Origin of the sequence: Streptomyces sp. BK022, assembly GCF_004217355.1 — a bacterium.
Classification (GTDB): domain Bacteria; phylum Actinomycetota; class Actinomycetes; order Streptomycetales; family Streptomycetaceae; genus Streptomyces; species Streptomyces griseoluteus.
Genome location: NZ_SHKU01000009.1, coordinates 68,712 through 86,698, shown reverse-complemented (window position 1 = coordinate 86,698; position 17,987 = coordinate 68,712). Strand labels below are relative to the sequence as shown.

18 protein-coding genes and 1 pseudogene are annotated in these 17,987 nt (G+C 73.2%); 8 read left to right on the top strand and 11 right to left on the bottom strand.

Going from position 1 to position 17,987, the window contains the following annotated elements; all coding sequences use genetic code 11:
* The 3 genes from EV284_RS31500 to EV284_RS31490 all read left to right on the top strand — a co-directional run bounded on the left by EV284_RS31500 (nucleotide 1) and on the right by EV284_RS31490 (nucleotide 2,436).
* Nucleotides 1–504 carry a GNAT family N-acetyltransferase gene (locus EV284_RS31500; protein WP_207229184.1) on the top strand — a complete coding sequence of 168 codons (504 nt, stop codon included), beginning with the start codon at nucleotides 1–3 and terminating at the stop codon, nucleotides 502–504.
* Nucleotides 505–578: 74 nt separating this feature from the next.
* Nucleotides 579–1,298 carry a DsbA family oxidoreductase gene (locus EV284_RS31495; RefSeq protein ID WP_130340244.1) on the top strand — a complete coding sequence of 240 codons (720 nt, stop codon included), beginning with the start codon at nucleotides 579–581 and terminating at the stop codon, nucleotides 1,296–1,298.
* 76 nt (nucleotides 1,299–1,374) lie between these two features.
* A complete protein-coding gene (locus EV284_RS31490) occupies nucleotides 1,375–2,436 on the top strand; it encodes an aminotransferase class V-fold PLP-dependent enzyme (protein WP_130340242.1) in 1,062 nt (353 codons plus the stop codon).
* 77 nt (nucleotides 2,437–2,513) lie between these two features.
* On the opposite strand, the gene thpD is transcribed toward EV284_RS31490, so the two are convergent.
* The 5 genes from thpD to EV284_RS31465 all read right to left on the bottom strand — a co-directional run bounded on the left by thpD (nucleotide 2,514) and on the right by EV284_RS31465 (nucleotide 7,156).
* Nucleotides 2,514–3,413, bottom strand: coding sequence for an ectoine hydroxylase (gene thpD, locus EV284_RS31485; protein WP_130340240.1), 900 nt, complete (start codon nucleotides 3,411–3,413; stop codon nucleotides 2,514–2,516).
* Nucleotides 3,414–3,418: 5 nt separating this feature from the next.
* A complete protein-coding gene (locus EV284_RS31480) occupies nucleotides 3,419–3,823 on the bottom strand; it encodes an ectoine synthase (RefSeq protein WP_130340238.1) in 405 nt (134 codons plus the stop codon).
* 101 nt (nucleotides 3,824–3,924) lie between these two features.
* Nucleotides 3,925–5,196 (bottom strand): diaminobutyrate--2-oxoglutarate transaminase, encoded by a 1,272-nt coding sequence (gene ectB, locus EV284_RS31475; RefSeq protein ID WP_130340236.1) that lies wholly within the window; start codon nucleotides 5,194–5,196, stop codon nucleotides 3,925–3,927.
* A 23-nt stretch (nucleotides 5,197–5,219) separates the two neighbouring features.
* Entirely contained in the window at nucleotides 5,220–5,738 is a 519-nt protein-coding gene (gene ectA / locus EV284_RS31470; protein ID WP_130340234.1) for a diaminobutyrate acetyltransferase, read from the bottom strand.
* Between the two features lie 317 nt (nucleotides 5,739–6,055).
* On the bottom strand, nucleotides 6,056–7,156 hold the full coding sequence (locus tag EV284_RS31465; RefSeq protein ID WP_130340232.1) for an aminotransferase class V-fold PLP-dependent enzyme: 1,101 nt from the start codon (nucleotides 7,154–7,156) through the stop codon (nucleotides 6,056–6,058).
* 202 nt (nucleotides 7,157–7,358) lie between these two features.
* Here EV284_RS31465 and EV284_RS31460 point away from each other — a divergent pair, with 202 nt between their 5' ends.
* The 5 genes and pseudogenes from EV284_RS31460 to EV284_RS31440 all read left to right on the top strand — a co-directional run.
* Entirely contained in the window at nucleotides 7,359–8,201 is an 843-nt protein-coding gene (locus EV284_RS31460; RefSeq protein WP_130340230.1) for a basic amino acid ABC transporter substrate-binding protein, read from the top strand.
* A gap of 4 nt (nucleotides 8,202–8,205) precedes the next feature.
* A complete protein-coding gene (locus tag EV284_RS31455) occupies nucleotides 8,206–9,039 on the top strand; it encodes an amino acid ABC transporter permease (RefSeq protein WP_130340228.1) in 834 nt (277 codons plus the stop codon).
* Nucleotides 9,036–9,818, top strand: a complete 783-nt coding sequence (locus tag EV284_RS31450; RefSeq protein WP_130340226.1) for an amino acid ABC transporter ATP-binding protein — start codon at nucleotides 9,036–9,038, stop codon at nucleotides 9,816–9,818. Before EV284_RS31455 ends, EV284_RS31450 begins: the two co-directional genes overlap by 4 nt.
* Nucleotides 9,819–9,862: 44 nt before the next feature.
* Entirely contained in the window at nucleotides 9,863–10,954 is a 1,092-nt protein-coding gene (locus EV284_RS31445) for an amidohydrolase family protein (protein ID WP_130340224.1), read from the top strand.
* Nucleotides 10,950–11,702: pseudogene (locus EV284_RS31440) on the top strand (sigma factor-like helix-turn-helix DNA-binding protein); the annotation flags it as partial. The gene EV284_RS31445 and the pseudogene EV284_RS31440, both read left to right, overlap by 5 nt.
* Here EV284_RS31440 and cobC read toward each other — a convergent pair.
* From cobC to cobM, 6 genes are read right to left on the bottom strand one after another with little or no spacing between them, the layout of a single operon-like run.
* A complete protein-coding gene (cobC, locus tag EV284_RS31435; protein ID WP_130340220.1) occupies nucleotides 11,690–12,751 on the bottom strand; it encodes an Rv2231c family pyridoxal phosphate-dependent protein CobC in 1,062 nt (353 codons plus the stop codon). The pseudogene EV284_RS31440 and the gene cobC overlap by 13 nt on opposite strands.
* Nucleotides 12,741–13,667 (bottom strand): sirohydrochlorin chelatase, encoded by a 927-nt coding sequence (locus EV284_RS31430; RefSeq protein WP_130340218.1) that lies wholly within the window; start codon nucleotides 13,665–13,667, stop codon nucleotides 12,741–12,743. Before EV284_RS31430 ends, cobC begins: the two co-directional genes overlap by 11 nt.
* Nucleotides 13,664–14,251 carry a precorrin-8X methylmutase gene (locus tag EV284_RS31425; RefSeq protein ID WP_130340217.1) on the bottom strand — a complete coding sequence of 196 codons (588 nt, stop codon included), beginning with the start codon at nucleotides 14,249–14,251 and terminating at the stop codon, nucleotides 13,664–13,666. The genes EV284_RS31430 and EV284_RS31425 overlap by 4 nt, the downstream gene beginning before the upstream one ends.
* Entirely contained in the window at nucleotides 14,248–15,939 is a 1,692-nt protein-coding gene (gene cobJ / locus EV284_RS31420) for a precorrin-3B C(17)-methyltransferase (RefSeq protein ID WP_130340215.1), read from the bottom strand. The genes EV284_RS31425 and cobJ overlap by 4 nt, the downstream gene beginning before the upstream one ends.
* The gene (gene cbiE, locus EV284_RS31415) at nucleotides 15,936–17,171 is read right to left on the bottom strand and encodes a precorrin-6y C5,15-methyltransferase (decarboxylating) subunit CbiE (protein WP_130340213.1); all 1,236 of its coding nucleotides are present in this window, start codon (nucleotides 17,169–17,171) and stop codon (nucleotides 15,936–15,938) included. Before cbiE ends, cobJ begins: the two co-directional genes overlap by 4 nt.
* Nucleotides 17,168–17,986, bottom strand: a complete 819-nt coding sequence (cobM, locus tag EV284_RS31410) for a precorrin-4 C(11)-methyltransferase (RefSeq protein WP_130340211.1) — start codon at nucleotides 17,984–17,986, stop codon at nucleotides 17,168–17,170. Before cobM ends, cbiE begins: the two co-directional genes overlap by 4 nt.
* Nucleotide 17,987 lies beyond the last annotated feature (1 nt).

Genomic DNA, 17,987 nt, shown 5'->3' with positions numbered 1-17,987 from the left:
ATGATCAGTGACGAGACAGCGGACGCCCTGGTGATCCGTCCGGCCGAGCCGGGGGAGGCCGAGATCATCGCCGCCCTGCACGCGCGGGCCCGTGCGACGTACTACCCGGACGGGCTGCCTCCGTCGGACTTCGACTGGACGGATGCCTGGCGGGGCTCCATCGAGCGCCCCGACGGCCAGGTGCTGTGCGGGGTGCGGGACGGGGAGATCGTCGCCGTCGCCTCCTTCCGCACCCCGGAGGGCGAGCCGGTGGACACGGTGAAGCTGTACCAGTTCCATGTGTCCCCGGACCACTGGCGCGCGGGCCTCGGCGCCGCCCTGCACGCCGCCTGCGTCGAGCGCTGGCTGGCCGACCGCGTGCGGGCCGCCGTGCTCGACGTGCACGTCGACAACCGGCGCGCCCAGGCGTTCTACGCCCGCCAGGGCTGGGTCCCCGACCCGGCGAAGCCGCCCGCCGAGGACGACCACCACCTGTTCCTGCGCTGGACCCCGCCGGGGGAATGAACCAAGCTGCTTGAACGTTCACGTACCGGGCGGAGAGAGTCCCCGTCCGGTACGAGCGGAAGAGAGCCCTGAAGATGCGCGTCGAGATCTGGTCCGACATCGCCTGCCCCTGGTGCTACGTCGGCAAGGCACGCTTCGAGAAGGCGCTCGCCGCGTTCCCGCACCGGGACGAGGTCGAGGTCGTGCACCGTTCCTTCGAGCTGGACCCCGGCCGCGCCAAGGGCGACGTACAGCCGGTGCTCGACATGCTGACCCGCAAGTACGGCATGAGCGCGGCCCAGGCCGAGGCCGGCGAGGACAACCTCGGCGCCCAGGCCGCCGCCGAGGGCCTGGACTACCGCACCCGCGGCCGCGACCACGGCAGCACCTTCGACCTGCACCGCCTGCTGCACTTCGCCAAGGAGCAGGGCAGGCAGGAGGCGCTGCTGGACCGGCTCTACCGGGCCAACTTCGCCGACGAGCAGTCCGTGTTCACCGGCGGCGACGACCACCTGGTGGAGCTGGCCGCCGAGGCCGGCCTGGACGCGGACGCCACCCGCGCGGTCCTCGCCGACCCCACCGCCTACGCCGACGAGGTCCGCGCCGACGAACGCGAGGCCGCCCAGCTCGGCGCGAACGGCGTCCCCTTCTTCGTCCTCGACCGCACCTACGGCGTCTCCGGCGCCCAGCCCGCCGAGGTCTTCACCCAGGCCCTCGCCCAGGCGTGGGGCGACCGCTCCCCGCTCAGGACGGTCACCGGGGACGACGCCGGCACCTGTGGCCCCGACGGCTGCGCGGTGCCCCAGCAGGGCTGACGCATAAGGGTTGCTTGGGGACACCCTGTAGAGATGCGTGATGGACGACGGCACCCGGGCGCCGCACAGTGGAGTCATGGAGACCACGGAGACGTTCGAGAGCCTCGTCCGCGCCGAGTTCGCCCCGGTCGGCACCTTCCTCAACACCGCCAGCAACGGCCTGCTGCCCGCCCGCGCCGTCACCGCCCTGCACGAATCGGCGCTGCTGCGGGCGCAGGGACAGCCGCTGACCGCGCTCTGGGACGAGGTGGAGGTGTGCCGGGCCGCCTACGCCCGGCTCGCCGGGGTCCCGGTCGAACGGGTCGCGCTCGGCGCCTCGGTCGCCGCCCACAGCGCGGTGATCGCCGCCTCGCTGCCGTCCGGCGCCGAAGTCCTCACCGCCGAGGACGACTTCGCCTCCGTGCCCACCCCGTTCCACGTCCGGGGCGATCTCAAGGTGCGCGCGGTGCCCGTGGAGCGGATCGCCGAATCCGTCCGTCCCGGCACCGCGCTCGTCGCCGTCAGCGCCGCGCAGTCCGCCGACGGCAAGGTGGCCGACCTGCCCGCCCTGCGCGAGGCCGCCGCCGGCCACGGCGCGCGTACCTACGTCGACTTCTCCCAGGCGGCCGGGTGGCTGCCGATGGAGGCGGGGGAGTGGGACTTCACCGCGTCGGTGTCCTACAAGTGGCTGCTCGGCCCGCACGGCGTCGCCTTCCTCGTCCTCCCGGAGGACTTCGGCGGCCTCACCCCGCTGCTGGCCAGCTGGGTGGCGGGCGAGCGGCCGTGGGACAGCTGCTACGGCCCCGTCGCCGAACTCGCCCATTCCGCACGGCGGTTCGACCTCAGCCCCGCCCTGTTCTGCTACCCCGCGCTGCGCCGCTCCCTGGAGCTGATCGAGGAGCTGGGGGTGCCCGAGATCCACGCGCACGACACGGCGCTGGCCGACCGCTACCGGGCCGGGCTCGCCGCGCTGGGCCACGAGGCGCTGCCCGCCCCGGGCTCCGCGATCGTCTCGGTGCCGGGCCTCGGCTCCCGCCAGCCGGAGCTGGGCCGCGCCGGCATCGAGGTGTCCGACCGGGCGGGCAATCTGCGGGCGTCCTTCCACCTCTACAACACCGAGGCGGACGTCGACCGCCTGCTGGACGCGCTGGCCGGCTGAGCCCGGACATGACCGGGCCGGTGCCTCCCGTCCCACACGAAGAGGCACCGGCCCGGTGACAGGGGGTCGGGCGGGGGCTACCGCACCGGAGTGAAGTCCCGCGCCCCGATGAACTCCGGCCGGCGCACCGGCGCCGCGAACGGCTCCACCGCCGTGTTCTCCACGCTGTTGAACACGATGAAGACGTTGCTGCGCGGGAACGGCGTGATGTTGTCGCCGGAACCGTGCATGCAGTTGCAGTCGAACCAGGTGGCCGAGCCCGCCGCGCCGGTGAACAGGCGGATGCCGTGCTCGCCGGCCATCTCGGTCAGCGCCTCGTCGGATGGGGTGCCCGCGTCCTGCATCTGGAGCGACTTCTTGTAGTTGTCCTTCGGGGTGGCGCCCGCGCAGCCCAGGTAGGTCTTGTGCGACCCCGGCATGATCATGAGGCCGCCGTTGGTGTCGTGGTTCTCGGTCAGCGCGATCGAGACGGACACCGTACGCATGTGGGGCAGGCCGTCCTCGGCGTGCCAGGTCTCGAAGTCCGAGTGCCAGTAGAAGCCGCTGGCACCGAAACCGGGCTTGACGTTGATCCGCGACTGGTGGACGTAGACGTCCGAGCCGAGGATCTGCCGGGCGCGGCCGACCACCCGCTCGTCGTGCACGAGGTTGGCGAACAGCTCACTGAGCCGGTGCACCTCGAAGACGGAACGGATCTCCCCGGACTGCGGCTCCACGATCGAGCGCTCGTCGGCGCGGATCGCCGGGTCGCCGACCAGCCGGTCCAGCTCGCGCCGGTAGACCTGCACCTCGGCGGGGGTGATGAGCTGGTCGACGGTGAGGAAGCCGTCGCGCTCGAACCCCTCCAGCTCGGCCGCCCGGATCGGGCCCGGCGTGTCCGGGGAACCCCAGACGACCGGGTCCTGGCGCGGAACGCGGACCTCGGTCGCGCCCCGGCTCGGGTAGAGGTCGGTGGGGGTGGTGGTGAGCGTGGTCATGGTCCTCACACCTCCTCGGGCTCGGTGAGCAGCGGGTAGACGCCGTTCTCGTCGTGGTCCTCCCGGCCGGTCACGGGCGGGTTGAACACGCAGATGCAGCGGAAGTCCTCCTTCACCCGCAGCGTGTGGCGCTCGTGCCCGTTCAGCAGGTACATGGTGCCGGGCGTGATGGTGTACACCTGCCCGTCCTCGTGGTCGGTCAGCTCGGCCTCGCCCTCGGTGCAGACGACGGCCTCGATGTGGTTGGCGTACCACATCGACGTCTCGGTCCCGGCGTACAGGACCGTCTCGTGCACGGAGAAGCCGACCCGCTCCTTGGCGAGCACGATGCGCTTGCTCTCCCAGGTACCCGACTTGGCCTTCACATGCCGGTCGGTGCCCTCGATGTCCCTGAACGAACGGACGATCACGGTGTCTCCTCCTCTTCACCAGCCGGTAAGACGGTCTGGCTGGTCAGGCGGTCTAGCTGGTCAGGCGGTCTGTCGGGTCAGGCGGTCTGGCCCTCGTAGTGTCAGGCGGTCTCGCGGACGGCGCGGGCGAGGATGCTCAGCCCCTCGTCCAGCTCCTCCGGGGTGATGGTCAGCGCGGGCAGCAGCTTGACGACCTCGCCCTGCGGACCGGACGTCTCGATGAGCAGCCCCAGCTCGAAGGCGCGCTTGGCGACCCGCGAGGCTCGGTCGCCGTGGTGGAACTCCAGGCCCCACACCAGCCCGCGCCCGCGGTACTCCTTCACGTCGGCCAGGTTCTCCTCGGTGATGGAGATCAGCTCGCGCTCGACCTGCTCGCCGCGCGTGCGGGTCTGCTTCTCCATCGCGGCGCCGTCGGCCCAGTACGTCTCCAGCGCGGCCGTGGCGGTGACGAACGCCGGGTTGTTGCCGCGGAAGGTGCCGTTGTGCTCGCCCGGCTCCCAGATGTCCAGCTCCGGCTTGAACAGGCACAGCGACATCGGCAGGCCGTATCCGGAGATCGACTTGGAGACCGTGACGATGTCCGGCGTGATGCCCGCCTCCTCGAAGGAGAAGAAGGGACCGGTACGGCCGCAGCCCATCTGGATGTCGTCGACGATCAGCAGCATGTCCTGCCGCTCGCACAGCTCCTTCAGCGCGCGCAGCCACTCGGGCCGGGCCACGTTGATGCCGCCCTCGCCCTGCACGGTCTCCACGATCACCGCGGCGGGCTTGTTCAGGCCGGAGCCCTGGTCCTCCAGCAGCCGCTCGAACCACAGGAAGTCCGGCACGGTGCCGTCGAAGTAGTTGTCGAAGGGCATCGGGGTGCCGTGCACCAGCGGGACGCCGGCGCCGGCCCGCTTGAAGGCGTTGCCGGTGACCGCGAGCGAGCCCAGCGACATGCCGTGGAAGGCGTTGGTGAAGGACACGATCGCCTCGCGGCCCTTCACCTTCCGGGCCAGCTTCAGCGCGGACTCCACCGCGTTGGTCCCCGTCGGGCCCGGGAACATGACCTTGTACGGCAGGTCGCGCGGCCGCAGCACCAGGTCCTGGAAGGTCTGGAGGAAGGTCCGCTTGGCCGTGGTCGACATGTCCAGACCGTGGGTCACCCCGTCGCGGTCCAGATAGTCGATCAGCGCCCGTTTCAGCACGGGGTTGTTGTGGCCGTAGTTGAGTGAGCCGGCCCCGGCGAAGAAGTCGAGGTAGGCGTGGCCGTCCTCGTCGTACATCCTGCTGCCCCGCGCCTGGTCGAACACGACGGGCCAGCCGCGGCAGTAGCTGCGCACCTCGGACTCCACGGTCTCGAAGACGCTCAGGTCGGGCTGGGTGATGGTCACGGTGATTCGCTCCTCGGGGGACGTCAGTGCGCCGGGACGTGGGTCAGCGGGCCTATGCGGTACAGCACTTCGGGGTCGTGCGGGCCGTCGGGGAACAGCTCCCGGGGAAACAGCACCTCGCGGGTCAGCCCGGCGCCGTGGCGCTCGGCGAACGAGGTGAACAGCCGCTCGGAGGCGGTGTTGCCGGGAGTGATGGTCGTCTCCACATCCGTCACGCCCTGCTCGTCGGCGAGCCGCGCGGTCAGCCCGTCCAGCAGCGCGGCGGCGATGCCCCTGCCCCGCTGGGAGCCGTCCACGGCCACCTGCCAGACGAGCAGCGTGTGCGGGCGGTCCGGGCGGACGTAGCCGGTGACGAACCCGACCGGCTCCCCGTCCGCCCCACGGGCCACCGCCGAGGTGCCGGCGAAGTCACGGCACCACAGCAGATAGCTGTACGAGGAGTTCAGGTCCAGCGTTTTCGAGTCCCTGGCGAGACGCCAGAGTGCGGCGCCGTCGGTGACCGCGGGTCTGTCGATGAGCAGGTCGGCGGATGCGGAAGTCATGCGGCCTGAATTTAGCGAGGTGAATTGCGAAATGCACGGGGGTGATCTCGGTAGGGCCCGGACCGCTCGGCGGTATGTCGGCTTTGACCTAGGTCAAAGCGGGACAAAAAGCCCCCCGTGTGGAGTGTGTCACAGAATGGAAACCCGTTGGAAATCGAAGTTGTTTAGCTCTGCAAAAACCGGGCAGGAGAAAAGGGCTGAGCTTCTTCGACTGAATTCAAGGGGAATTTACGTCATATGGATAAGCGGCTGAAGTGGGGGCCGGAAAGGAAAACGGCCCGCGCGGGATCGCGCGGGCCGCTCGTCGCTGCCGTAGGTCAGAGCGCGAACGCCTCGACCGCTGCCACGGCCGCCTCCGGGTCCACCGCCAGCCCCTGTCCGGCCAGTGCCGTGCCCAGCGCCACCAGCGCGCGGCGCACCACCTGCGGCGTGGCGTCGGGCCCGTAGTGGTTCACCCGGATCATCTCCTTGGCCAGCGCCCCGCCACCGGCGGCCAGCGGCAGCCCCGGGTCGCTCTCCAGTGCCCGCGCGACCAGCTCCGAGGCCACCGTGCCCGCCGGCACCCGCAGCGTGGTCGCCACCGGCGCCGCGTCCCGCTCCTCGCGCACATACGGCTCGAGCCCGCCGCCCAGGGCGAGCGCGCCCGCACGCGTGGCCCGCGCGAGGTCGCGGTGCCGGGCCATCACCGTGTCCAGGCCGTCCGCCTCGATCCGCTCCATGCAGGCGTCCAGCGCCAGCATCTCCAGCTGCGCCGGGGCGTGCGGCAGCGCCTTGCGGCCGCCGTCGATCCAGCGCTCCTTCCAGTCCAGCAGGGAGAGGTAGGAGTGGCGCGGCGCGTCGGGGTTGGCGGCCATCCGCTCCCAGGCCCGCTCGCTCACCGAGATCGCCGAGACCCCGGCGGGGCCGCCCATCGCCTTCTGGGCGCCGATCACACACAGGTCCACGCCCCAGGCGTCCGGCAGCACCGGCTCGGCGCCGACCGAGGCGACCGCGTCCAGGTAGAAGAGGGCGCCCTGCTCCCGCACCGCCTCGCCGATCTCCGCGACCGGGTTGGTGTTGCCGGTGGCCGCCTCCGCGTGGACCAGGGAGACGAAGTCGATCTCCGGGTGCTCGGCGAACGCCGCCCGGACCTGGTCCGCGGTGACCGCCGAGTCGAAGGGCACCGCCAGGTCGTGCACGGTGGCGCCGGAGTCGCGCAGCCAGTCCCCGAAGGTCTGGCCGTACGGGCCGGTGATCACGTTCAGCGCCACGGTGCCCGGACCGGCGGCCGCGCGGATCGCGCCCTCCAGTGGCAGCAGCGCCTCGCCCTGGGTGACCAGCACGTCCTGCCGGGTGTCCAGCAGCCGGGCCACCCGGTCCTCGATGGCGGCGAACCGCGCGGCGGTCAGCGGGGGCAGGTCGAGGAGGGGATGAGTCACGGCGGGTGCCTTCTTCGCTCACGAGGTCCACGGGGCCGGCCCCGGCGGGCCGACGGTGACGAGGGTAACTGGCGGCCTCCGTGCCGTTTTGACCGGCGACATCTTAGGCTGGACGGCCGCGAAGCCATCAGTTTGATTTGAGAGGCCCAAACCTCTCCTTATAATCGGAACCCACAGTTCCCCCGATCGGGAGATTCCCCCCATGAAGACCCTTCTTCGGCGCCGGCCGCGTGTGCTGGCAGCCATCACCGCGACGGCCGCGATCGCGCTCGTCGCCGGCTGCTCCTCCTCGGGCGGCGGGGGCGGGAAGACCACCGTCAAGGGGGTCCACCTCGCCAACGCCGGGGCGCTGACCGTCTGCACCCACCTGCCCTACCCGCCGTTCCAGTCGGTGATCGACGGCAAGGTGCAGGGCTTCGACGTCTCCCTGATCGACCTGGTCGCCAAGGATCTGGGGGTGAAGCAGAAGATCGTGGACACGCCGTTCGAGAACTTCAAGACCGGCGCCTTCCTCAACTCCGGCCAGTGCGACCTCGCCGCGGCCGGCATGACGATCACCGACGAGCGCAAGAAGAACGTCGACTTCTCCGACCCCTACTTCGAGGCCACCCAGGCCGTGCTGGCCGACAAGAAGAGCGGCATCAAGTCGCTCGCGGACCTCAAGGGCAAGAAGCTCGGCGCGCAGGCGCAGACCACCGGTGAGGACCTCGCCAAGAGCAAGGGTCTCGACCCGGTCTCCTTCCACTCCTCCGACGCGGTCCTCAACGGCCTGCGCACCGGGCAGGTCCAGGCCGTGGTCATCGACTACCCGGTGGTCCAGGGCTGGCTGAAGGACAAGGCCAACGCCTCCGCCTTCCAGGTGGTGGAGAACATCAACACCGGCGAGCAGTACGGCTTCACGGTGAAGAAGGGCAACACCGCCCTGCGCACCGCGATCAACAAGGCGCTGGCCCACGCCAAGTCCGACGGCGAGTACAAGAAGATCTACGAGAAGTGGATCGGCCCCTACGACCCGTCCGCCGCCTCCCCCTCCGCGGGCTCCTGACCCGATGGCCGACACGGACACCCGCATCCAGCCCCGCAAGAAGGGCCTGACCCGCAGGCAGCGGCGCAGGCTCTCACGCGGCGCGCAGTACGTCGTCTTCGTCGCCGCCGTCCTCGCCTTCGCGTTCTCCGCGGACTGGGGACGGCTGAAGAACCAGTTCGCGCAACTGCCCATCGCCGAGCAGATGTTCCCGGACATCATCACGCTGGCGCTGAAGAACACCGTGCTCTACACGCTGTCCGGCTTCGTGGTCGGACTCGTGCTGGGCGTCGTCGTCGCCCTGATGCGGCTGTCCTCCGTGGGGCCGTACCGCTGGCTCGCCGGCATCTACATCGAGATCTTCCGGGGCCTGCCCGCCCTGCTGATCTTCATCTTCGTCGGCGTCGGCGTGCCGCTGGCCTTCCCGGACGTGCAGTATCCGGGCGGCACCTACGGCAAGGTCGCCGTCGCCCTCGGCCTGGTCTCGGCCGCCTACATGGCCGAGACGATCCGGGCGGGCATCCAGGCGGTGCCCAAGGGGCAGATGGAGGCGGCGCGTTCGCTGGGCTTCTCGCCCGCGCGGGCCATGATCTCCATCGTCATCCCGCAGGCGTTCCGCATCATCCTGCCGCCGCTCACCAACGAGCTCGTCCTGCTCTTCAAGGACTCCTCGCTGGTGCTGTTCCTCGGCGTCACGCTGGAGGAGCGCGAGCTGTCCAAGTTCGGCAACGACCTGGCCAGCACCACCGCCAACTCCACCCCCATCCTCGTGGCCGGCCTGTGCTATCTGCTGGTCACCATCCCGCTCGGCTTCGTCGTACGCCGGATGGAGTCCAAGTCCCAGGAGGCGATCCGGTGAGCACTCCCGAGATCCGCGTCGAGGGGCTGCACAAGTCCTTCGGCGACAACCACGTCCTGCGCGGTGTCGACCTGGAGATCGGCCAGGGCGAGGTGGTCTGCGTCATCGGGCCGTCCGGCTCCGGCAAGTCCACCCTGCTGCGCTGCGTCAACCTGCTGGAGGAACCCCAGCAGGGCACCATCGTGGTCGGCGGCACCGAGCTGACCGACCCGGACGTGGACATCGACGCCGTACGCCGGCGCATCGGCATGGTGTTCCAGCAGTTCAACCTCTTCCCGCACCTCGACGTCACCGAGAACCTCACGCTGCCCCAGCGCCGGGTGCTCGGGCGGGACAAGGCGGCGGCGGAGAAGGTCGCGGCGGAGAACCTGGCCCGGGTCGGGCTCTCCGACAAGGCGCACGCCTATCCGTCCTCGCTCTCCGGCGGCCAGCAGCAGCGGGTGGCCATCGCGCGCTCGCTCGCCATGGGCCCCGAGGTGATGCTCTTCGACGAGCCCACCTCCGCGCTCGACCCCGAGCTGGTCGGTGACGTGCTCGCGGTGATGCGGGGGCTCGCCGAGGAGGGCATGACCATGATGGTCGTCACCCACGAGATGACCTTCGCCCGCGAGGTCGCGGACCGGGTCGTCTTCATGGACGGCGGCGTCATCGTCGAGCAGGGCACCCCGGAGGAGGTCATCGGCAACCCGAAGAACGAGCGGACCCGGCACTTCCTCTCCCGCGTCCTGGACCCGGCGATGGCCGAGGTGGAGGACGCACCCGGCAAGACGGAGAAGTAGGCCGGGGCTTCAGCCCGCGGGGCCGCCTCACTAAGGTGCGGTGCATGAGCGATCACGCGGTGCTGCACGTGAAGGGGCGGGTCCTGGCCGGGCCCGACGACGTCCGCGACGAGCTGTGGGTGGTCGGCGGCCGCATCACCTATGACCGCCCCGCCGGCGCCGGTGACATCCGAACCGTCCAGGGCTGGGCGCTGCCCGGCCTGGTCGACGCCCACTGCCATGTCGGCCTCGGCGCGGAGGGCCCGGTCGACGCGGACACCGCCGAGAAGCAGGCGCTCACCGACCGCGAGGCCGGCGCCCTGCTGCTCCGGGACGCCGGCTCGCCCTCCGACACCCGCTGGGTGGACGAGCGCGCGGACCTCCCGAAGATCATCCGTGCCGGGCGGCACATCGCCCGTACCCGCCGCTACATCCGTCACTACGCCCACGAGATCGAGCCCGCCGACCTCGTCGCCCACGTCGGCCGGGAGGCGCGGCGCGGGGACGGCTGGGTCAAGCTGGTCGGCGACTGGATCGACCGGGGCGTCGGCGACCTCGCGCCCTGCTGGCCGCGCGAGGCGGTCGAGGCGGGGATCGCGGAGGCCCACCGGCTGGGCGCGCGGGTCACCGCGCACTGCTTCGCGGAGAGTTCGCTGCGGGACCTGGTGGAGTCCGGCATCGACTGCGTCGAGCACGCCACCGGCCTCACCGGCGAGCTGATCCCGCTGTTCGCGGAGCGCGGGGTCGCCATCGTGCCGACCCTGGTCAACATCGCCACCTTCCCCGACCTGGCGGCGGGCGGCGACGACAAGTACCCCCGCTGGTCGGCACATATGCGCCGCCTCTATGAGCGGCGCTACGACACGGTGCGCGACGCCTATGACGCGGGCATCCCGGTGTACGTCGGCACCGACGCGGGCGGCTCGCTGCCGCACGGGCTGGTCGCCGCCGAGGTGGCCGAACTGGTCACCGCCGGCATCCCGCCCGTCGACGCGCTGGCCGCCACCACCTGGGCCGCCCGCGCCTGGCTGGGCCGTCCCGGCCTGGAGGAGGGCGCCCCGGCGGACCTGGTGGTCTACGAGTCCGACCCGCGTGCCGACGTCCGGGTGCTCGCGGCGCCGCGCCGGGTGGTGCTGAACGGGCGGGTCGTGCAGTAGGCGGGCGAAGGTCCTTCTCCCCGGCGCCTGGCTGACCACGGTGACCGGCCGGATCTGCCTGGACCTGCTGGGCTCCGCGCGGGCCCGCCGGGAGCGTTACGTCGGCGCCTGGCTGCCGGAGCCGCTGCCCGACCGCGCCGAGTGGGAGGGTACGGGCGACGACGACCCCGCGGACCTGATCGAGCGGGACGAGTCGGTGGCGATGGCGTTCCTGGTCGTGCTGGAGGCGATGACACCGGCCGAGCGGGTCGCGTTCGTGCTGCACGACGTCTTCCGGTACCCGTTCGCGGAGATCGCCGAGGTGCTCGGCCGGACCCCGGCGGCCTGCAAGCAACTGGCCGCCTCCGCGCGGCGGCGGGTGAGCGCCGCGCGGGCTCCGGCACCGGTGCGGGCCGATGTGGTGCGGCGGGTGAAGGAGGCGTGGGAGAGCAAGGACATCCCCGCCCTCGTCGGCCTCCTCGACCCGGCCGCCGTGATGACCGCCGACGGCGGCGGCATGGTCGGCACCGTCCTGCGGCCGGTCGAGGGCGGCCCGCGCATCGCCCGCTACCTGGCCGCCATCGCCGACCGCGCCCCGGGCCTCGAACTCCTGGAACGCTCGGTCAACGGCCTGCCCGGCCTGGTGGCCCGTCGGGACGGCGCGGTGGTCACCGTCGCCGCCTTCGAGGGCGACGGTGACCGCGTCACCCGGATCTGGGTGGTGCGCAACCCGGAGAAGCTGCGGCCGTGGGCACCTCAGCCCTCCTGAGTCAGCGCCGTGCCCAGCGCCCGGACGAACCCCGCCGTCGTCGTCCGGTCCCGCACCGCCACCCGGAGCCAGTCCGGGCCCAGTCCGGGGAAGGTGTCGCCGCGCCGCACCGCGTAGCCCAGCTCCCGCAGACGGTGCCGTACCCGCTGCGCGTCCGGCAGCTCCAGCAGGACGAAGGGGGCCTCGGCGGGACCGGTGACCTTGACACCGTACGGCGCCAGCTCCGCCAGGCCGGTGAGGAGATGGGCGCGGTCGGCGGCCGTGCGGTGGGCCGCGTGGGCCGCCTCGGCGAGGGCGCGGGGCGCCACGCAGGCGCGGGTCGCGGTCAGCGCCGGGGTGGACACCGGCCACAGGGGCTGGGCGCGTTCCAGGGCGGTCACCGTCTCCGGGGACGCGAGGACGTAGCCGACCCGGAGCCCGGCCAGGCCCCAGGTCTTGGTGAGGCTGCGCAGCACGACCAGGCCGGGCACGTCCGTCCGCCCGGCCAGCGCCTCCCGCTCACCCGGCACCGCGTCCATGAACGCCTCGTCCACGACCAGCGTCCGCCCCGGCCGCGCCAGTCGGGCGAGCGCCTCGGCCGGGTGGAGGACCGAGGTCGGGTTGGTCGGGTTGCCCACGATCACCAGGTCGGCGTCCTCGGGCACCGAGGCCGGGTCCAGCCGGAAGCCGTCCCGCCCGCTCAGCAGCACCCGATCCACCGGGTGCCCCGCGTCCCTCAGCGCCGCCTCCGGCTCGGTGAACTGCGGATGCACCACCACCGCCCGCCGCACCCGAAGCGCACGGGCCAGCAGCACGAACGCCTCCGCCGCGCCCGCCGTCAGCAGCACCCGCTCCACCGGCAGCCCGTGCCGCCGCGCCACCGCCGCCCGCGCGGCCCGCCCGTCCGGGTAGGCCGCGAGCGTGGTCAGCGAGGCGGCGATCTCCTCGCGCAGCCAGCGCGGGGGAGTGTCCGCGCGGACGTTGACGGCGAGGTCCACCAGGCCCGCACCCGCGTCGCGGACCTCGGCGTCCCCGTGGTGGCGCAGATCGGGCCCGCTGTCAGTGCGCATGACTGGGGGAGTGGCCGCCGTGGTGGTGGTGCCCGTGCCCGTGTCCGTGGTCGTGGCCGTCGTCGTCCGGGTGGAAGTGCGGCTGCTGGGGCAGGCCCACCTTGTCCTCGAAGCCCGGCAGCGCGATCCGGTACACACACGAGTCGCAGTTCATGCGCAGATCACCGTCGACGGCCTCCGCGTACCGCTCCATCACCAGGTCCAGCAACTCCGGCTCGGGCCCGATCACGTCTGCCGAGCGCACCTCCACCTCCGGGTGCGCGGCCGCCCACTCCTCGGTCTGCCGCCGTACCCGGTCGGGGAGGATGCCGGTGAACAGGAAGTACGGCAGCACGACGACCCGCCGCGCCCCCAGCCGGGCGACCCGGTCCAGGCCGCTCGGCACGTCCGGCGCCGCCAGCGACACGAACGCCGTCTCCACGCCCGCGTATCCGCGCCCCTCCCACAGCAGCCGGGCCGCCTTGCACACCTCGGCGTTGGCGTCCGGGTCGGTGGAGCCGCGCCCGACCAGCAGCACGGTCACGTCCTCGCGGGGGGTACCGGCGAGGGTTTCGTCCAGCCGGCGCTCCAGCACCCGCAGCAGGGCGGGGTGCGGGCCGAGGGGGCGGCCGTAGGTGTAGGTGACGCCCGGATGGCGCTCCTTCTCGCGGGCCAGCGCGGCCGGTATGTCGCCCTTGGCGTGCCCGGCGGACACCAGCATCAGCGGCACGGCGGCGAAGCGGCGTACGCCCCGCTCCACCAGCTCGGTGACGGCCTCGGCCAGCGGGGGCGGGGACAGCTCGATGAAGCCGCCCGCGACGGGCAGTTCGGGGTTGCGGCGGCCCAGCTCCTTCACGAAGTCGCGGAACGCCTCGGCCCCGGCCTCGTCACGGGTGCCGTGTCCGGCGATGAGCAGGGCGGGCGGCTGGGTGGTCACGATGTCTCCTCGGGGTGGGTCGGGTGGTACAGCAGGGCGTTGAGCGCGGCGGCGGCGACCGCCGAGCCGCCCTTCTCGGAGATGTTGCTCACGGCGGGCAGCCCGCTCGCGCGCAGCGCCTCCTTGGACTCGGCGGCCCCCACGAAGCCGACCGGCAGCCCGATGACGAGCGCCGGGTCGGCGTCCAGGGTGAGCAGCTCCTCCAGCGCGGTCGGCGCGCAGCCGATCACCCACAGCGCGCCGGGACCGACCTGCTCGTGGGCGAGCCGCACGGCGTGCGCCGAACGGGTCAGGCCGGGGCCGGACCTGGCCTCCCGCAGCCGGCAGACGGTGGCGCGGCGGGTGATGCCGGCCGCGACCATCTCCACGTCCACGACGACCGGCGCCCCGGCGTGCAGCGCCGCGTGCCCGCGCCGGAGGTCGGCCTCGGACGTGACGAGGTCGGTGGCGTAGTCGAGGTCGGCGGCGGAGTGGATGACCCGCTCCACCACCGCACGGGTCAGCGGCGGGAAGCCGGAGGTGTCCAGGCGGGCGCGCAGCCGCCGGAACGACTCCTGCTCGATGGGGTGGACGACACGGTTCACCGGGCTCCCTCCGGGGCGTGCTGCCAGCGGTAGCCGCGCGGGGTCACCATGCGCCCGGCGATGTTGCGGGTGGCGGTGTTGCCGACGGTGACCACCGTCATCATGTCGACGGTCGCCGGGTCGAGTCCGGCGAGCGTGGTCAGCCGGGCGGACTCGTCCGGCCGGGAGGCGTTGCGCACCACACCGACCGGCGTTTCCGGCTCCCGGTGGCCGCTCAGGACGGCCAGCGCCTTGGGGAGCTGCCAGTCCCGGCCGCGCGAACGGGGGTTGTAGAAGGTCACCACGATGTCCGCCTCGGCGGCCGCGCGCACCCGGCGCTCGATGACCTCCCACGGGGTGTGCAGGTCGGAGAGGCTGATCGAGACGTGGTCGTGGCCCAGCGGCGCGCCCAGCACCGCCCCGGCCGCGAGCGCGGCGGTGACACCGGGTACGCCGACCACGTCGATGTCGTCGGACGCCTCCGCGAGCGCGGGGGAGGCCATGGCGTACACGCCCGCGTCCCCGCTGCCGATCAGCGCCACCGCGTGCCCCTTCCGGGCCTCCGCGACCGCCGTACGGGCCCGCTCCTCCTCCGCCCCGAGTCCCGACTCCAGCACCCGGGTGCCGGGCCGGATCAGGTCGCGGATCTGGTCGACGTACTGGTCCAGGCCCACCAGCACCGAGGCGCGCCGGAGTTCGGCGGCCGCGCGCGGGGTCAGCAGGTCGCGGGCGCCGGGCCCGAGCCCGACCACCGCGAGCCGCCCCCGGCCGGGACGCCGTACGACCGCGCAGGTCGCCATGGCGGGGCTGGCGGCCGACTTCCGCTTGGGCACGAGGAGTTCGCCGCCCCTCCGCAGCGCGGCTGCCTCGGCCACGGACGGGGTGCCGACCGCGGCGAGGGGCGCGTCGGAGGGGTTCGGCACGGCCACGGCGGCCAGCTCGCCGGCCGGGTACGCCACCAGGGGCACGCCCAGCCGTTCCGCGGCTGCCACGATGCCGGGCTCCTCCGACTTGGCGTCCACGGTGGCGAGTTCGGCGACCGACCGCACCGAGAGCCCCGCCTCGCGCAGCGCCTCCTCGATCAGCCCGAGCACCTCCTCGACGGGCGCACCCCTGGACGCGCCGACCCCGACCACCAGGGACGGCGGACGCAACAGCACCTCGTCCGGGCCCGGTCGTACGGCCCGGTCGGTCAGCCGCACCGTGTACGCGCCCTGGGCGGCGAAGGGCACCGGCGGCAGCGGCCAGGCCGACTCGGCCTCCAGCGCCACCGGTTCACCGTCCAGCAGCGCCCGCGACACCGCCGCGACCGCGCCCTCCGCCGGCAGGCCCAGGGTGTCAAGACCGGCCAGGCCCACCGCGTCCGTCGCCGTCGTCACCACGGGCTCCGCCCCCAGCAACTCGGCCACCTCGTACGCCAGTTCATTGGCGCCGCCGCCGTGTCCGCCGACCAGGGACACCGCGAACCGGCCGCCCTCGTCCACGCACACCACACCCGGATCGGCGGCCTTGTCCCCGAGCAGCGGGGCCAGCAGCCGGACCGTGGCACCGGTGGCCAGGAAGCACACCAGCCGGTCGCACTCCGCGAACGCCGCCCGTACGGCCTCCCCGGCCGGGCCCTCGTACACCCGCGTACGGTCCGGCCAGGCCGCGGCCAGCCGGTCGCGGGCCGCCGCCCCCGCCGCGGTGGCGGAAATCAGGCCGATCACTGGACTCCTCCTTCACTCCGTGCCGGGAGGCGGTCGCCCCACAGCAGGAAAACGGGGTTGCCGGCCGCCAGCCGGGTCACGTCACCCGGCAGCGGCGCCAGCCGCGAGGACTGCAACAGCACACCGTCACAGCTCAGCCCGGCCCGCGTCAGCGCCTCGCGCACCGGGCCGACCCGGTCCAGCGCGGCCACGGCCACCACGACCGTCCGCCGCGCCCGCTCCGCGCAGACGCCGACCACGGCGGGCAGGTCACGCCCCCCGCCGCCCACGAACACCGCGTCGGGCTCGTCGAGACCGGCCAGCGCCTCCGGGGCGGTGCCGTGCACCACGCTCACGTCGACACCGTGGGCGCGGGCGTTGGCCCGTACCCGCCCGGCGCCGTCCTCGGTCTTCTCCACGGCGATCACGGCCGCGCCGAGCCGCGCGCACTCCACGGCCACCGAGCCCGACCCCGCGCCCACGTCCCACACCAGGTCGCCCAGGCGCGGCCCGAGCCGGGCGAGCGCCAGCGCCCGCACCTCGAACTTCGTGATCATCGAGTCCCGGTGCGCGAACTCGCCCTCGGCGAGCGCCCATCGCGCGGGCCCGGCACCCGGACCGGCGACCGTGCGCGGACCGTCCCCGTCCCGCGTCCCGTCCAGGCACAGCACCACGCTCACCGCCGGACCCCAGTCCCGCGCGGCGGCCTCGGCGGGCGTCACCCGCTCCACCCGCTCCCGCTCGGGATCGCCGAGCGCGCTCACCACGACCAGCGTCCGGCCCGTACCGTCCAGCCGGGCGCCCAGCTCGGCCGGACCCGAGCCCGGCCCGGTCAGCACCGCCACCTTCGGGCGCGCCCGGCACACGTTCACCGCCGTACGCGGGTCCCGTCCGTGCGCGCTCACCACCACCGCGTCGTCCCAGGTCAGCCCCAGCCGGGCGAAGGCGCCCGCCACCGAGGACACGCCCGGCCGCACATCGAGCAGCCCGGCGCCGAAGCGTTCCGCCAGCACCCGCACGATGCCGAAGAAGCCCGGATCACCCGAGGCCAGTACCACCACCGGCCGCCGCTCGGCCACGTACTTCCCGATCGCGTCCAGGGCGGGCGCCAGCGGGCCGAGGACCACGCGCGCCGCTCCCTCGGGCACCGGCGCCGCGTCCAGATGGCGCTGCCCGCCGACCACCAGCTCCGCCCCGGTGAGCGCGTCCGGCGGGAGCGGAGCGCCCGTCCCCGCGCCGACGACGGTGATCAACTGCTCGCCCCCCGCTCACGCAGCGCCCGCCGCGCCTCCGGGTCGGCCTTGCGGAAGCCGTGGAAGTGGCCGGGGTGGTACAGGTGCGAGCGGGTGCCGTGCGCGTCCAGCGCGGCGCCGACCAGGAACAGGGTGTGCTTCCACAGCCGGTGCTCCTTGACCGTCTCCTCCAGCGTGCCGATCGTGCACCGCACCACCAGCTCCTCCGGCCAGGTCACCTGATGGGCGACCACCACCGGGGTGGACGTCGGGTAGCCGCCCTCCAGCAGCTCCCGCACCAACTGGCCGCTGCGCGCCGCCGACAGGAACACCGCCATCGTGGTGCCGTGCCGGGCGAACTCGCGCACCTCCTCACCGGGCGGCATCGGCGTCTTGCCGCCGCCGAGCCGGGTCAGGATCACCGACTGGGCCACCTCCGGGATGGTCAGCTCCCGCCCCGCCAGCGCGGCCACCGCCGAGAACGACGACACCCCCGGCACGATCTCCGTGGCGATCCCGACCTCCGCGCACCGGTCCACCTGCTCCTGCGTGCCGCCCCACAGCGAGGGGTCGCCGGAGTGCACCCGCGCGACCTTCAGGCCCTCCGCCCGGGCACGCCGGTACACGGCCACCACGTCCTCCAGGGAGAGGGCCGCCGAGTCGAGGACCTCCGCGTCCGCGCGGGCGTGCTCCAGCACCTCGGCGCGGACCAGACTGGCCGCCCAGATCACCACGTCCGCCTCCGCGATCGCGCGGGCCGCGCGGAACGTCAGCAGATCGGCGGCACCGGGCCCGGCACCGACGAACGTCACCTTGCCGGCGGGGGCATCGGCCATG